This is a genomic window from Pseudidiomarina sp. (assembly GCF_048268165.1).
Classification (GTDB): Bacteria; Pseudomonadota; Gammaproteobacteria; order Enterobacterales; family Alteromonadaceae; genus Pseudidiomarina.
In genome coordinates this window covers 1-13,674 of the sequence record NZ_JBLWWA010000015.1, presented here as the reverse complement: position 1 = coordinate 13,674, position 13,674 = coordinate 1, and the positions used below count along the sequence as shown (strand labels likewise).

Sequence of the window (13,674 nt, the reverse complement as noted above, 5' to 3'; positions counted from 1 at the left end):
CAGTAAACAAAATACTGACCAACTGCTGGCATTACTGCAGGGGCATGCCCAAGGCAACTCCATTTATGACCAGAAAGGTGACAAGGGTCGCTACGAAGGTCAACGCAGGCTGGGTAAAGCCTAGAAAATTTGGACTGCTGGCGGTAGAATCCACAGCCTTGAAATGCCTCAGTAGCTCAGTTGTATAGAGCAGCCCCCTCCTAAGGGGCAGGTCGCAGGTTAGAGTCCTGCCTGGGGCGCCATTTAAATCAAGCAGTTACGTGATTCTCACCGCTCTGAATTGATCATAAAACCATCAAAAACCAAAAGCGCACCAAGGTGCGCACCAAGGTTTTGCCTTTGCTTGGCCTTGCAGCCTTTTCCCGTTCTTCCCACCTCCGCCTTCAAAATGTATCTTGGTTTGTAAGATTTTGTGGGCTCTGCACACAATTACTGTGGTATGTAGGCTAGGAGAAGTGCTTACAAATGGATTCTTGAGTCTAAAGCACTGAGCTATTATGTCGTGAGAGCCACAACTGAAGGACACCAGCATGGATGATCTCAATGCCATTTCCATCCGGCGCCAAATCTTGGACTGGCGGGACAAATTGCTTTCTGAAGTACCTCACCGCCTCGAGCGAGAGCTCGTTGTACTTTTCAACCAGATCGACCGACGCATTGATCAGATGCGGTTGAAAGATTCTTTTTCGTCGAAGAAATTCATTGAAAAGGAGATCAAACCATTACTTGAGATCTGGGTTGGCAATGAGACACGAGCCATCATGAGAGACGCCAATAAGGAATTGCAGCAAATACATGATGCGGTGATTGAGGCGTCCCAATCAAATATCGACTTCGATGCTGATGATGATTGGAGCAGTTACGTAGAAGTGGTCAGCGGTTTGGTAACTGCAGGTGGGGCGCTTGCTGCAATACCTACCGTTATCACACTTTCAACTTCTGCGAGCCAGAACTTGGATTGATTATTCTCATGCGTTTTCTCCCTGACTGAACGATGTACGAAGTCCCCCTCCTTCTATCCCGACCTATTCGGAATAGAAGGAGGCTTCATAGTGGCGCTGGATCAATTCGGTCGTCGTTTTCCGTTATTTCAGCAACGCCAGAATCTCGTGCGCGGCGGCAGCGGATGAGGCAGGGTTCTGACCGGTGACGAACTTGCCGTCCCGCAGCACAAAGCTGGCCCAATCGGTGCCTTTCTCATAATTGCCACCATTGGCTTTGAGCATATCCTCGACCAGGAAGGGCACAACGTTGGTCAGGCCAACAGCCTCTTCTTCTGTGTTGGTGAAGCCTGTCACACGTCGCCCTGAGACCAAGGGCTTACCGTCTGTGCCTTGAGTGTGGCGGAATACGGCGGGGGCGTGGCAGACGGCGCCAACAGGCAAGTCAGCGGCGGCAAAGGCTTCGATCAGGCGTTTGCTGTCAGCATCTTCGGCCAGGTCCCACAACGGGCCATGGCCACCGGGATAGAAGATTGCATCGAACCTGACTTCTGTTATGTCAGACAGTTTCAGCGTAGTCGCAAGATGCTTTTGCGTCTCGGCATCGCCCTTGAAACGACGAGTGTCGTCAGTCTGTGCGTCCGGGCTATCGCTGGACGGGTCAATGGGAGGCTGTCCACCCTTGGGCGTGGCCAGGGTGATGTCGGCCCCAGCGTCCTTGAAGACGTAATAGGGCGCGGCAAATTCCTCCAGCCAGAAGCCTGTTTTTTTACCAGTGTCTCCAAGTTCGTCATGGGACGTGAGTATCATCAGAATTTTCATGTAATTCTCCTATTTTGTGGTGCTAACGCGGATCACGCGCTTGCCAAAGTTATCGCCGTTGAGAAGGCCGATGAAGGCTTCCGGGGCATTTTCCAAGCCACCAATGACCTCTTCGCGATACTTGATTTTTCCACTTTCCACCCAAGCACCCATCTGTTTGGCGAATTCCGGATATAGGTGACCGAAACTGTCAAAGATGATAAATCCTTGAACCTTTACCTTGTTCCGAAGAATCTGCCCCATTAACCAATTCATTCGGTCTGGCCCGCCGGGCAGTTCGGTGGCGTTGTATTGCGAGACCAGTCCACACACCGGCACACGCGCATGCGGGTTCAAAAGCGGGATCACCGCATCCAGAACCTTGCCGCCCACGTTTTCGAAATAGACATCGATGCCGTCCGGACTGGCCTTGGCAAGCTGATCCGCAAAGTCTGGTGCCTTGTGGTCGATGCATGCATCGAAACCCAGCTCGTCAACCGCATAGGCGCATTTTTCCGGCCCGCCTGCGATGCCAACAACACGGCAGCCCAGCAGTTTGCCAATTTGACCTACGGTTGCGCCGACCGGACCCGTCGCCGCGGCCACCACAATTGTCTCCCCGGGTTTGGGCTCACCGATCTGCGTCAGGCCAGCCCAGGCGGTAAACCCAGGCATGCCTAAGATCCCAAGTGCCCAGGATGGGTGCTCTGGCGAAACGCCAAGATTAGTAACCCCTTCACCATCGGAAAGAGCGTAATCCTGCCAGCCGTTGAAGCTAAGCACCCAGTCGCCCTCCGCGAAGCCATCAAGCTTCGAAGTAACCACTTTGGCAACCGTGCCGCCAACCATGACATCGCCGACCTCAACCGGTGCAGCATAAGAAGGCGCATCACTCATTCTGCCGCGCATATACGGGTCGAGTGACAAGTACTCGGTACGCAAAAGCATCTGATTGTCACCGACAGAAGGAATCGCCTCCTCTTCTAGCCTTAGAGTGTCCAGAGTCGGCTCGCCCGTAGGGCGCTTCGCCAACACGAGCTTGCGGTTTGCGGTGTCTGTTTGTTTCATGTTCGACTCCTCCTACAAAGCAGCTTCAAGAATGCGACGAGCTTCATCGGGGCCGATAGCGTTATGTTCCCCAAGTGCAGTCATTCCGTGTTCCTTTAAGGCACTAACGATGTGATTGATTCCGTCAGCATCAACGTCATAGTCGCCTAACCGAGTCTTGATACCCATCTGCTCGAAGAAACCGCGCGTTGCTTCGATTACCGCGTCAATTCGTTCATCATCGGATCCTTCGCGGATATTCCAGACATTGCTGGCATACTGGAGAAGCTTTTCACGCTTAGCTTCGCGCTGATCATCGATCAATGATGGCAGCACAACCGCCAGCGTGCGGGCGTGGTCCGTATCATTCAGTGCAGTAATTTCGTGCCCAATCATATGAGTGGCCCAGTCTTGAGGTACACCTGCACCAATAAGCCCATTCAGAGCCATGGTCGCAGTCCACATCAAATTGGCACGAATGTCATAATCTTCGGGTGTCTCAAGCGCCTTGGGGCCAAGTTCAATCAATGTGCGCAGCAGGGCTTCGGCAAAGCCGTCCTGAACCCGCGCGGCCACTGGATAGGTAAGATACTGTTCGATCGTATGAACAAAGGCGTCCACCACACCATTGGCAATCTGGCGAGATGGCAGAGTGTAGGTGACCTCCGGATCCAGAACCGAGAAAACCGGGTAGCAATAAAGGCTACTAAACGGCAGTTTTGCCTCCTTCTCGGGGTTGGTAATCACTCCGCCAGAGTTCATCTCAGACCCAGTGGCAGGTAGCGTCAACACAGAGCCAAACGGCACTGCTTGGGTAATGACTGATCCACGTGAGGTAAGAATATCCCAGGCATCACCATCATACTTTGCCGCCGCCGCAATAAATTTGGTGGCGTCGATGACCGACCCGCCACCAACAGCAAGCAGGAAAGTGACGGCATTTTCGCGAATCATCTCAACTGCTTTTAGCGTTGTAGCATAGCGTGGGTTAGGTTCAATACCTCCAAACTCAAGCATTGCCCGGCCAGTAAGAGCTTCGCGCACCTGGTCCAGCACACCCGTTCGTTCAGCACTGCCACCGCCATAGAGAATCAAAACTTTCGCATCAGCGGGAACCTGATCTTTCAGCTCTGCAATGCAGCCTTTGCCAAACAAAATTCGGGTAGGGTTGTGAAAGTTGAAATTTTTCATATCAGTTTCCTTCAGTTTCAATATGTAAGCGGACATCAATATTTCCGCGGGTAGCATTGGAGTAGGGGCAAAGCTGATGTGTCGCCTCGACCAGGCGTTGTGCGTCCTCGCGGGCCATGCCCGGCAAGTGAGCAGTGATGTCGAGGTCAAGCCCGTATCCGCCATCGGATCGTTGGCCGATACCCACTTCGATTGAAGTTTTTGCCCCCTTGGCATTCAGTTTGAGCTGTTTTGCGGTGATCTCCATCGCGCTGTCGAAACAGGCCGCATAACCAAGTGCAAACAGTTGTTCAGGGTTTACGCCATCTTCATCGCTATCGGGTCGAACCATTTGGACCGAAAAGCTGCCGTCGTTCAGGGTTGAAGTTCCCGAGCGTCCGCCCGTTGCCGTCGCCGCGGTTTTGTAGAAGATTTTCATGATCTATCACTCCTCTTTCGACTATCGAACGGTTAAAAACAAAATACCTCGAGGGCATCGTTTAGTGCTTCACCATCTAGAATGGCGCATCAATATCAACCACCGAAATGAGCTTGTGGTTGACGAATTCCCTGATTCCGAGCCCGATCAGTTCTCGACCGTAGCCCGACCGCCCGATACCACCGAAAGGCAAGTCTGCCTTGGCCATGGTCGGGTGATTGACAAAGACCATGCCGGTGGAAATCTGCTTCGCAACATCGGCACCACGCTTTGGATCGGCAGTAAACACAGACCCGCCAAGCCCGAACGGTGAATCATTGGCAATGCGCACAGCATCTACCTCGTCCTTCGCACGAAACAGCATCGAGACTGGGCCAAAGAATTCCCAATATCGAGCCGGGTTATCTTCTGAAAGATTAGTCAGAATGGTCGGTTGTACGAAAGCACCCGAACAGGGAACCTTTGGTCCAACTTCGGTTGCCGTAGCTCCGCAGGAAACAGCTTGGCGTATCTTGTCTTTAATCTCGTTTGCAGCTGCCTCGGAAGACAGGGGCGCTAACGTCGTTGTTGGATCCGCTGGATCGCCTACCCGAAGCTTCGCAACGCCAGCGGTGTAACCTTCAAGAAATTGGTCATATACGTCATCAACGACGATCATGCGCTTAGAAGAGACACAGACCTGACCGCCATTCCAGTGCCGTCCAAAGACCGCCCAATTGATGGTCTTCTCCATTTCCGCATCGGCCAACACCACAAACGCGTCTGCGCCGCCAAGTTCGAGCGTGGATTTCTTCAGCGCTTTGCCTGCCTGCGCGGCAACAATCGAGCCTGCACCTTCCGATCCGGTCAGCGCAACGCCATGGACACGTGGATCGTTAATGATGGTTTCGATTTGCGAACGTGTCGCATAAAGGTTTTTAAACGCCCCTTGGGGCAACCCCGCCTCCAACATCAATTTTTCGAATGCAGCAGCTGCCTGCGGAACATTCGAGGCATGCTTGAGCAACATGGTATTGCCGGCAGACAATTGTGGCGCCGCAATACGAGCTACTTGGTAAAACGGAAAGTTCCACGGCTCAATTGCCAGCAAGACCCCCAACGGCTCTGCGGACAGAACGGCATCACCTTCATCGAGATTGGCTACTGGCAGCTTTTCGGGTGCCAGCAGGACTTCTGCATTGTTAGCATAATAGTCAAAGATATCCGCTGACAGCGCGATTTCTGCTTTGGCTTCGGCGACAAGCTTGCCCATTTCAACCGTCAACAAGTTGGCAAAAAAATCAACGTCACGACGCAATATGGTTGCGGCAGAGTGCATTACACGGGCACGCTCCGCAAACCCGGCTTCCTTCCACGATAAAAATGCCACATGAGCATTCTCAATCGCTTGGTGGACTTCAGTATCGGTCGCGTCCGGGTATGCTTCCAAAAGTTCGCCGGTGTAAGGGTTTCGTGTTTCATAAGCCATAATTAAGTCCTTTCTCGTGGAACGTGATTGGGTTGTAAATCTCGAATTTATTCATAATCCGCCAAATCATAGACCGGTCGACTAGAGGCAGGACAAATAAAAAACACTGAAATCTAATTGCTTATCACGCTGATTTTTAGCTTACCCTCGAATAGACCAGTCGTCTACATTTTTAAAAAATAACTATAGGCTTTAAGGATAACTGCCCCCAAAAGGCCGTTAATCCGCTTCATGAATTCTCGCGCCTCTGTATTTCAACATGCCGCCGTTTCGACCATTTACCACCACACTGATCTCTGAGAGGATCGCCATAGCAACGTTCTCAGGGGCTCCCCCAAGGTCAAGACTATCAGGCTAATAGAGCTTTTCCCGAGCCTGAACAGTTTGCACATCATCACCAATGTCAGCCAACAGTCGCTCAGTTCGGTACCGAGGCCCCAGCTGCCCAACATAGCAAACACCGCTCCTCAGAGCTTTTGTCAACCACTGTGTATCCTGAGTCACGCTCTGGGTCATCACGACAACAGCGGCGCCATCTAGCAAGGAACTCGTGGACAGCAGCTCGTCGATATTCATCACCCGAAATCATCAGCTTTAGGAAAGCAGTGAGCCATCGCGAAGTTTGCCCTTCGGTCTATGACGGTGACATGCCAGCCTAGAGTTTTCGCCAACCGGACCAATGGTTGACCACTACATTTTTGTTTGGCGACTAAACAATAACTCTCCAACCGTTTTCATTTCATTTCTAGTCCACGCTAATCTGCGATGAACCCAAAAAAAGCCCCCTTTTTCAAGGAGGCTTCTCTCGTTTGCTGGGTTCTTAATCCGTCACGCTTTCCAGTGACTCGGGCGCCGAGGCAGCCTGAGAGTCATAGGTCGGGTAGTCGATATACCCCTTGTCCGTTCCACCGTACATCGTTGTAGGGTCAACCTCGTTCCAAGGCAATCCTTGCTGTATCCGATACGGTAAATCCGGGTTTGCAATAAACGGCTTCCCAAAAGCGAACAAGTCGCCGTATCCAGCATCAAGCATACGAAGCGCTTTCTCCGGAGTGTATCGGCCTGCATAAATCAGAGCGCCACTAAAAGCACCTCGGAGCGCACTGCAGAAGCTGTCAGGCAATTCTGGTGCATTGTCCCAGTCGGCTTCAGCGATAGAAATATAGGCAATACCCATGCGCTCTAACAATTTTGCCGCTTCTAGGTAGGTTTCGTGAGGGTCTGTTTCAACCAATCCCAGATAAACACGTGCCTCTTCCGTGCTCTCGAATAAGGGAGCAAACCTCACTCCCAAGCGCTCAGCCCCCACTTCTTCTGAAATTGCGGCCACAATCTCTTCCAGGAAGCGCAGGCGGTTCCGCAAACTTCCGCCGTATTGATCCGTCCGATGATTAGTATGCTCTGAGATGAACTGGTTAACCAGATAGCCATTCGCGCTGTGGATTTCTACGCCATCAAAGCCGGCTTCCACGGCGTTACGAGCAGCGCGAGCATATAGCTTCACAAGCTCTTGAATTTCCTCGGTTGAAAGTGCGCGGGGCTCATCCGGATCAGCCAGTGCGCCCTCCCCTGGTGCTGTTTCTACGAACACTTTCACACCTTCTGCACGAATGGCTGAGGGTGCTACCGGAGCCTGTCCGTCCGGCTGAAGAGAATTATGAGAAACTCGCCCTACATGCCACAGCTGACAAAAGATTTTGCCGCCTTCACGATGAACAGCACCGGTTACTTTTTTCCAACCCTCAATTTGTGCCGCTGTAAAAATACCCGGCGTCCAAGCGTACCCCTGACCTCTGGGCTCTATCTGCGTGCCTTCTGTGACCATGAAGCCAGCAGAAGCCCGCTGCGCATAGTAGTCAGACATCAGATCGTTCGGAATATTTCCTGGCTGAGTGCTTCTTGAACGCGTGAGAGGCGGCAGAACAATACGATTTTTCAGCTCAAGTGAACCCAGTCTCTGGGACTCAAAAAGAGGATTGACATTCATAACGCTATTTCCTTTTAAATAAGGTTTTCGTACAGGAGCAAGCAATGCTCCGCTGCATTAAAAGAGACCCGGACCGGTCTCATTCAGGCTGATAATGATGTTCTTCTTTTCGGTATAGCTATCCAGCATCATCTTGTGCGTCTCCCGACCGATACCGGATTTTTTGTACCCACCAAAAGGCGCATGTGCAGGCAGCTCATGGTAGGTGTTCACCCATATCCGTCCGGTTTTGATGGCGCGAGCGACATTAAGAGCACGATTGATATCCTCCGTCCAAACCGCGCCTGCCAAGCCATACTCAGACTCGTTGGCCAGCTCAATCACCTCGTCATCATCTTCAAACGACATGACCACCAGGACGGGACCGAAAATTTCCTCTTGTGCCACCCGCATTTTGTTGCTCGCATCAACAATAATCGTGGGGGCGATAAAGCAACCATGCTCATGGTTTGCATCAACCAGCCGTTTTCCACCGGTTATGATCCTTTCGCCTTCCTGAGTCGCCAGATCGATATACCCGAGAATCCGTTCCATCTGTTGTTGACTGACCTGGCTTCCCATTTGAGTGGTGAGATCTAAAGGATCCCCAACTTTGATTCCCTCGAACCGCTCCTTCAGCGCCCCCACGAATACATCGAAGATAGACCGATGGACAAAAAGTCGGGCACCGGACTCACACACTTCGCCCTGGTTTAGAAGAATCGATGTAGCAGCTCCCTCCAATGCCTTCTCAATATTGGCATCAGCAAACACAATGTTGGCCGATTTTCCACCCAGCTCTAGAGTCGCCGGTATTAGCTTTTCAGCCGCGGCTTTAGCTACGCGATATCCAACGGCTGTCGATCCGGTAAATGCCAACTTGTCGACATCGGGGTGATCAAGTAGCGCTTGTCCAGCCTCAGGACCGTCGCCGGTAACAATGTTGACGGTTCCTTGAGGTAATACTTCGTTAAGAATCTCTCCCAAAGTGAGCAAAGTAATCGAGGTCATCTCTGATGGTTTGATAACAACCGTGTTGCCAGCCGCTAGGGCCGGAGCCAACTTCCAGGCCGCCATCAACAGAGGAAAGTTCCACGGAATAATCTGCCCGACGACACCTATAAGCTCACTCAACACCAAACTCAGAGTCTGATTATCAAGTTGCGTTGCCTCGTCGCTATGCGAGCGAACAACACCCGCGAAATAACGAAAATGATCAACGGCCAGCGGGATATCGATTTGGCTGGATTCCCGCAAAGGCTTACCGTTATCCAGAGTTTCTAAGTACGCAAACTCTTGTGCTCGAGCCTCAAGCAAGTCCGCTATCGAGAGCAACGCGCGCTGACGCTCCATCGGAGATGTGCTGCTCCAACGGGGAAAAGCCTCACGAGCAGCCTTTACAGCCAAATCCACGTCTTCGCTACTGGCCATCTGCAAATGTGAGAATGTTTCTCCTGTGGCAGGGCTAACCGTTGGGATCATCCGGCGAGACCGGCTGTCTACCCATTGCCCGCCAATTAGCATTCGATAGCTAGGCTTAATATTCTCTAGCGCTTTCTCTTTAGTGGCACTATGACTCATTCTCTGCTCCTACCTTTGCCGAAACATCGTTTCCAAACACAATCCATAGCGAACTAGCACTCAAAATTGCGCGTGCACCTGGTACCGAGTCATGACAAGGGCAATGTTACGGTGGTAATATCACAAACAGAAACAGTAATTATTTGTTACAAATACAAATATGAATGATATTAGTCTGATCGACCTAAAGCAGCTACGGGTCTTTAAAGCACTCTTAAAAGAGCGAAGCGTGACACGTGCCGCCGCCCAGATGGGCCTTACTCAGCAGGCTGTAAGCGCTCAACTGAGCAAGCTAAGGGACACGTTTCAAGATCATCTATTCTTGCGCTCCGCACAGGGCATCATTCCCACGCCACTCGCCGAACAGCTTGAGCCAAGAGTAAATGCAGTGTTCGAGAGTCTTGCGGCATTAGCACCGCCTGACAGGTTCGATCCTGCCGAGGTGCAAACGACCTTTGCGATATCCGCAACGGATTATGCTGTGGCAGTTATATTGCCCAGGTTGATGGCGAAGGTAAGAGCTCAAGCTCCAGGGCTAAAACTGATTATCAGGGACTTTGAAAGCGATAGACTGTATCCGCTCCTGACCTCTGGAGACCTCGATCTGGCTTTAACCTTTCCGGCGTTCGTCCCCAATAATTGTCAAACGAAATGGTTGTTCTCCGAGCACCACATCTGCGTAACAAGGAGCGACTCTCCATTGCAAAACCGGCAACTCTCCATTGGAGACATTGCCGACTTGCCTCAGATTATCGTCTCCCCGACAAGGGCAAACCTGATCGGTTCAGCGGATGACTGGTTTGCGAGCAAGGGCTACAGCCGAAATATCGTCATGTCGGTACCGAGCTTCTCAGCTGCACCGGCCTGTATCGCCTCAACCGACTGCATAGCCTTCCTGCCCTCACGCATTCTGCCGAATCCGCTGGTTCGTCCGATCCTGCTCGATGACTCGCCACCCTGCTTCGATGTCATTGCCGCATGGCACCCTCGCTCAAGCCGGGACCCGCTGCACAAGTGGATACTGTCACTTCTCCAGCAGGCATTCCCGGCGCAAGAAAGCACTAAACTATAGGAGTGCCCTGCGGCTACCACTCAACAACGATTTTGCCAAAGTGGCTACCACTTTCCTGAAGCCGAAAAGCATCCGCTAAACGATCTAGAGGGAAACTGCAGTCGATCACTGGGCGAAGATTGTTTTGTTTCAACGCTGCAACGTATTCCTGCTGCTGACGACGGCTGCCAACCACCAACCCTTGCAAGCGAGCCTGTTTGGCCATCAACAACGAGGTGGGTACATCGCCACCTCGTCCTGTCAACACGCCAATCAAAGCTACGTGGCCGCCAACGCGAACCGCCTGCAAGGACTGTGCAAGCGTGCCAGGTCCACCGACCTCAACAACGTGGTCAACACCCCGTCCATTCGTCAATTCGAGCACTTCAGTACCCCAATCAGGATTCGTCCGATAGTTAATAACATCGGTTGCCCCAAGAGACCGAGCCCTTTCAAGCTTTTTGTCAGAGGAGGAGGTTACGATGACGCGCGCGCCCATGGCTCTGGCAATCTGTAAGGCTGCAATGGATACTCCACCTGTTCCAAGCAACAGCACACTATCACCGGCCTTGATTCCCCCCTCAACCACCAAAGCCCGCCATGCTGTCAGGCCAGCTGTGGTGATCGTCGCTGCTTCGGAATGGCCCCAACACGAAGGCGCATGGGTAAAATAGTGTGCTGGCCGCACCACATACTCAGTCGCGTAACCGTCTATTCCATCACCTGGCGTTCTTCGGAAACTGCCCACATCATCAAATGCGCGACCGTCCTGCCATTGAGGGAAAAAACTAGACACAACACTTTCGCCAACAGCGAACTCAGTCACGCCTTCACCCACAGCCTCGACCACTCCCGCACCGTCAGACATTAGAATTCGCCCATCAGTGGTTGGGATACTCCCATTAGCGACCAGTAAGTCGTGGAAATTGAGGGAGGTTGCATGTATTGCCACGCGTATCTGTCCCACTCCAGGTTGACCAGGATCGGGCAGATCTCTCAGCTCTAATTGATTCAGCCCACCCGGGGCCCGCAGAACAACTGCTCTCATAAGGATTCCCTATTTTTATAAATAGACTGGTCGTCTATAACTAGATGAAAATTTTTACCGATTAGTTCTTTTTTAACCCCAGCAAACCTTGTGTTGCCTCAAACGCAGACTCCATGGGCTCACGGCTGCGTGTGATTTTCGCACGCAAGCTCGCACCCAACCATAATTGATAGAGAGTTGACGCTGTCGTTTTCGCATCCAGATGAGCAGATAACGAGCCATCAGCAATGCCGTCTTCAACCGCTCGGGCAAGTCTTGCGATAACTCGATCTGTTCCCTGCTGCAACACAATACGCATAGTTTCGGATAAATCGCTAACTTCGGCTGCAAGTTTGACCGCCAGACACTTGCCTTTCGGGTCGCAGGCCGACTGAGTTTCCAGCCAGGCTTCCCAGTAACTCATCAATCGCTCTGCTCCGGACAAACCCGGTCGAGAGAGCAGTGCCTCCAGAGACGCTTGGTAGCCGGAAAAATAGCTCTTGAGTAATTCCTCACCAAAGGCCTCTTTGGATCCAAAATAATGATAAAAGGACCCTTTGGGCACACCAGCAGTCTGCAGAATTTCATTCAATCCGACAGCACTGAATCCTTTGCCACTGATAATACACTGGCCGGTTTCCAAGATATGACTACGTACATCGTGAGCAGCAATTTTTGATTCCATAGACAAATTTTAAGCCGGACTTGACTAATTGTCTAGACAAGGACCTCTGGCTATGTGCGGGACCTATAGAAAACAAGCGCTCGGCCAGATGCCTTTACTGCGCCTGAATGCCATATCGCAAGACGGCAGAGACAGTTAAAATTAGACCGGTCGTATATGATGTGATATAATAATGAACACGCGCTTGAATAAGTTGCAACTCGGCAAAACTGCATCTTCACTCTCTTCGCTCAATCTCCCGGAGTTATACATATGATCCTTGTACATCACTTAAACGATTCGCGCTCACAGCGCATTCTCTGGCTACTCGAAGAACTGGGCCTTGAGTACGACATTAAACGCTATGAGCGTGATTCAGTTACACATCTGGCGCCACCGGAGCTGTTGCGCGTTCATCCACTGGGTAAGTCGCCGGTCATTGAAGACGGCAGCTTCATAATCCATGAATCCGGGGCAATTATTGATTATCTCATTAGAAAATATGCTGGAAAACGCCTGCACCCTACTTCTGAAAGCCCGGAGTATGAACAATATATGCAGTGGCTCCACTACGCTGAGGGGTCTGCAATGCTTCCCCTTCTGTTGAAGGTTTATGTTGACCCTCTGGGTGATGGAGGTGAAGCTCTGCAGCCGCGCATAAACAGCGAACTGGATAATCATTTGGGTTTCGTAGAAGCTTCGTTGGAAGGAAAAACCTTTTTGGTAGGCGAACTGTTCAGTGCCGCAGATATCCAAATGAGCTTTATTGGAGAGGTTGCAGGCTCGTTTAGTCTATTACACCAACGCCCTAACCTGATGGCCTGGATCAAGCGGCTTCAGGCCCGCCCAGCTTATCAAGCCGCCATAACAAGAGGTGGTGCGTACCGTTTAGGGAAGGTGTAGTGGTCAACTAATACCGTACAATAAGTTAAGTTTTTCCTCTGCCACAGCGGGTGGCAATCCTTGGTTGTACTGATGTGGCCGTTGCCGGTTGTATCGTTCCATCAGATAGAAGCTGATGTCTTGTTGGGCTTCACCTGCTGCTCTGTAACCTGTGGCAGGCATCCATTCGGACTTGTAGCTCCGGAACAGTCGCTCCATTGGCGAGTTGTCCCAACAATTTCCCCGGCGACTCATGCTTTGCTGGATTCGGTAGCGCCACAGGCGTTGCCGGAAAGCTCGGCTGGCATATTGGCTTCCCTGGTCCGAATGGAACATCAGCCCAGCAGGCTTGCCACGCTGCTCGTGTGCCATATCCAAGGCTTTTACGACCAGTGCGCTATCCGGGTGGTCCGAGAACAACCAGCCAACGACTCGACGTGTAAACAGATCAAGCACAACGGCTAGGTAATGCCAGCGGTTCTGCACCCAGATGTAGGTGATATGTATCCGCCGTTAAAACGACCCACTTGCCCTTAACTGTACTGCGCCACTTTTTTTGAAGTCCGCTCCAGTTCAACATTCCAGGGCAGCAGTCGCTCCAGCTTTTCCAGGGTGTCGGCGTTGGCGATGCGCTCCA

13 protein-coding genes, 1 tRNA gene and 1 pseudogene are annotated in these 13,674 nt (G+C 51.8%); 4 read left to right on the top strand and 11 right to left on the bottom strand.

The features are described from left to right. Positions 1–165 precede the first annotated feature (165 nt). Positions 166–242: transfer RNA gene (locus tag ACN0UY_RS12035), tRNA-Arg, on the top strand. Between the two features lie 288 nt (positions 243–530). Continuing rightward, positions 531–962 (top strand): hypothetical protein, encoded by a 432-nt coding sequence (locus ACN0UY_RS12030; protein ID WP_217336236.1) that lies wholly within the window; start codon positions 531–533, stop codon positions 960–962. 123 nt (positions 963–1,085) lie between these two features. Here the strand turns inward: ACN0UY_RS12030 and ACN0UY_RS12025 are convergent, their stop codons facing one another. The 8 genes from ACN0UY_RS12025 to ACN0UY_RS11990 all read right to left on the bottom strand — a co-directional run bounded on the left by ACN0UY_RS12025 (position 1,086) and on the right by ACN0UY_RS11990 (position 9,413). Further along, entirely contained in the window at positions 1,086–1,763 is a 678-nt protein-coding gene (locus ACN0UY_RS12025) for a type 1 glutamine amidotransferase domain-containing protein (protein WP_217336237.1), read from the bottom strand. Positions 1,764–1,772: 9 nt separating this feature from the next. Next, positions 1,773–2,810: an NADP-dependent oxidoreductase gene (locus ACN0UY_RS12020; protein ID WP_115389047.1), complete on the bottom strand. Its 1,038-nt coding sequence runs from the start codon at positions 2,808–2,810 to the stop codon at positions 1,773–1,775. Positions 2,811–2,822: 12 nt separating this feature from the next. Further along, positions 2,823–3,980 (bottom strand): iron-containing alcohol dehydrogenase, encoded by a 1,158-nt coding sequence (locus ACN0UY_RS12015; protein ID WP_217336238.1) that lies wholly within the window; start codon positions 3,978–3,980, stop codon positions 2,823–2,825. Between the two features lies 1 nt (position 3,981). After that, entirely contained in the window at positions 3,982–4,398 is a 417-nt protein-coding gene (locus tag ACN0UY_RS12010; RefSeq protein WP_208006349.1) for an organic hydroperoxide resistance protein, read from the bottom strand. 76 nt (positions 4,399–4,474) lie between these two features. Then, complete coding sequence (locus tag ACN0UY_RS12005) at positions 4,475–5,866, bottom strand: NAD-dependent succinate-semialdehyde dehydrogenase (protein WP_217336239.1); 1,392 nt, start codon at positions 5,864–5,866, stop codon at positions 4,475–4,477. A gap of 354 nt (positions 5,867–6,220) precedes the next feature. Further along, a complete protein-coding gene (locus ACN0UY_RS12000; protein WP_217336240.1) occupies positions 6,221–6,442 on the bottom strand; it encodes an XdhC family protein in 222 nt (73 codons plus the stop codon). A gap of 244 nt (positions 6,443–6,686) precedes the next feature. After that, positions 6,687–7,853 (bottom strand): alkene reductase, encoded by a 1,167-nt coding sequence (locus ACN0UY_RS11995; RefSeq protein WP_417667401.1) that lies wholly within the window; start codon positions 7,851–7,853, stop codon positions 6,687–6,689. Positions 7,854–7,910: 57 nt separating this feature from the next. Then, on the bottom strand, positions 7,911–9,413 hold the full coding sequence (locus ACN0UY_RS11990; RefSeq protein WP_417667399.1) for an aldehyde dehydrogenase family protein: 1,503 nt from the start codon (positions 9,411–9,413) through the stop codon (positions 7,911–7,913). A 160-nt stretch (positions 9,414–9,573) separates the two neighbouring features. Between ACN0UY_RS11990 and ACN0UY_RS11985 the strand changes: the two genes are divergently transcribed. Further along, entirely contained in the window at positions 9,574–10,485 is a 912-nt protein-coding gene (locus ACN0UY_RS11985; RefSeq protein ID WP_417667397.1) for a LysR family transcriptional regulator, read from the top strand. A 13-nt stretch (positions 10,486–10,498) separates the two neighbouring features. Here the strand turns inward: ACN0UY_RS11985 and ACN0UY_RS11980 are convergent, their stop codons facing one another. Further along, positions 10,499–11,512 carry a zinc-dependent alcohol dehydrogenase family protein gene (locus ACN0UY_RS11980; protein ID WP_115389051.1) on the bottom strand — a complete coding sequence of 338 codons (1,014 nt, stop codon included), beginning with the start codon at positions 11,510–11,512 and terminating at the stop codon, positions 10,499–10,501. Between the two features lie 61 nt (positions 11,513–11,573). Next, a complete protein-coding gene (locus ACN0UY_RS11975) occupies positions 11,574–12,176 on the bottom strand; it encodes a TetR/AcrR family transcriptional regulator (protein WP_217336244.1) in 603 nt (200 codons plus the stop codon). 252 nt (positions 12,177–12,428) lie between these two features. On the opposite strand from ACN0UY_RS11975, the gene ACN0UY_RS11970 reads away from it, so the two are divergent. Further along, on the top strand, positions 12,429–13,058 hold the full coding sequence (locus tag ACN0UY_RS11970) for a glutathione S-transferase family protein (RefSeq protein ID WP_217336245.1): 630 nt from the start codon (positions 12,429–12,431) through the stop codon (positions 13,056–13,058). A gap of 3 nt (positions 13,059–13,061) precedes the next feature. Here ACN0UY_RS11970 and ACN0UY_RS11965 read toward each other — a convergent pair. Beyond that, positions 13,062–13,538 (bottom strand): annotated as a pseudogene (locus tag ACN0UY_RS11965) (IS3 family transposase); the annotation flags it as partial. Between the last annotated feature and the right edge of the window lie 136 nt (positions 13,539–13,674).

Bases quoted from the DNA above. Each gene is read 5' to 3' on its own strand.
- ACN0UY_RS11975 (WP_217336244.1), bottom strand. From the start codon at position 12,176: ATGGAATCAAAAATTGCTGCTCACGATGTACGTAGTCATATCTTGGAA.
- ACN0UY_RS12025 (WP_217336237.1), bottom strand. From the start codon at position 1,763: ATGAAAATTCTGATGATACTCACGTCCCATGACGAACTTGGAGACACT.
- ACN0UY_RS11980 (WP_115389051.1), bottom strand. From the start codon at position 11,512: ATGAGAGCAGTTGTTCTGCGGGCCCCGGGTGGGCTGAATCAATTAGAG.
- ACN0UY_RS11995 (WP_417667401.1), bottom strand. From the start codon at position 7,853: ATGAATGTCAATCCTCTTTTTGAGTCCCAGAGACTGGGTTCACTTGAG.
- ACN0UY_RS12030 (WP_217336236.1), top strand. From the start codon at position 531: ATGGATGATCTCAATGCCATTTCCATCCGGCGCCAAATCTTGGACTGG.
- ACN0UY_RS12015 (WP_217336238.1), bottom strand. From the start codon at position 3,980: ATGAAAAATTTCAACTTTCACAACCCTACCCGAATTTTGTTTGGCAAA.
- ACN0UY_RS12005 (WP_217336239.1), bottom strand. From the start codon at position 5,866: ATGGCTTATGAAACACGAAACCCTTACACCGGCGAACTTTTGGAAGCA.
- ACN0UY_RS11990 (WP_417667399.1), bottom strand. From the start codon at position 9,413: ATGAGTCATAGTGCCACTAAAGAGAAAGCGCTAGAGAATATTAAGCCT.
- ACN0UY_RS11985 (WP_417667397.1), top strand. From the start codon at position 9,574: ATGAATGATATTAGTCTGATCGACCTAAAGCAGCTACGGGTCTTTAAA.
- ACN0UY_RS12020 (WP_115389047.1), bottom strand. From the start codon at position 2,810: ATGAAACAAACAGACACCGCAAACCGCAAGCTCGTGTTGGCGAAGCGC.
- ACN0UY_RS12010 (WP_208006349.1), bottom strand. From the start codon at position 4,398: ATGAAAATCTTCTACAAAACCGCGGCGACGGCAACGGGCGGACGCTCG.
- ACN0UY_RS12000 (WP_217336240.1), bottom strand. From the start codon at position 6,442: ATGAATATCGACGAGCTGCTGTCCACGAGTTCCTTGCTAGATGGCGCC.
- ACN0UY_RS11970 (WP_217336245.1), top strand. From the start codon at position 12,429: ATGATCCTTGTACATCACTTAAACGATTCGCGCTCACAGCGCATTCTC.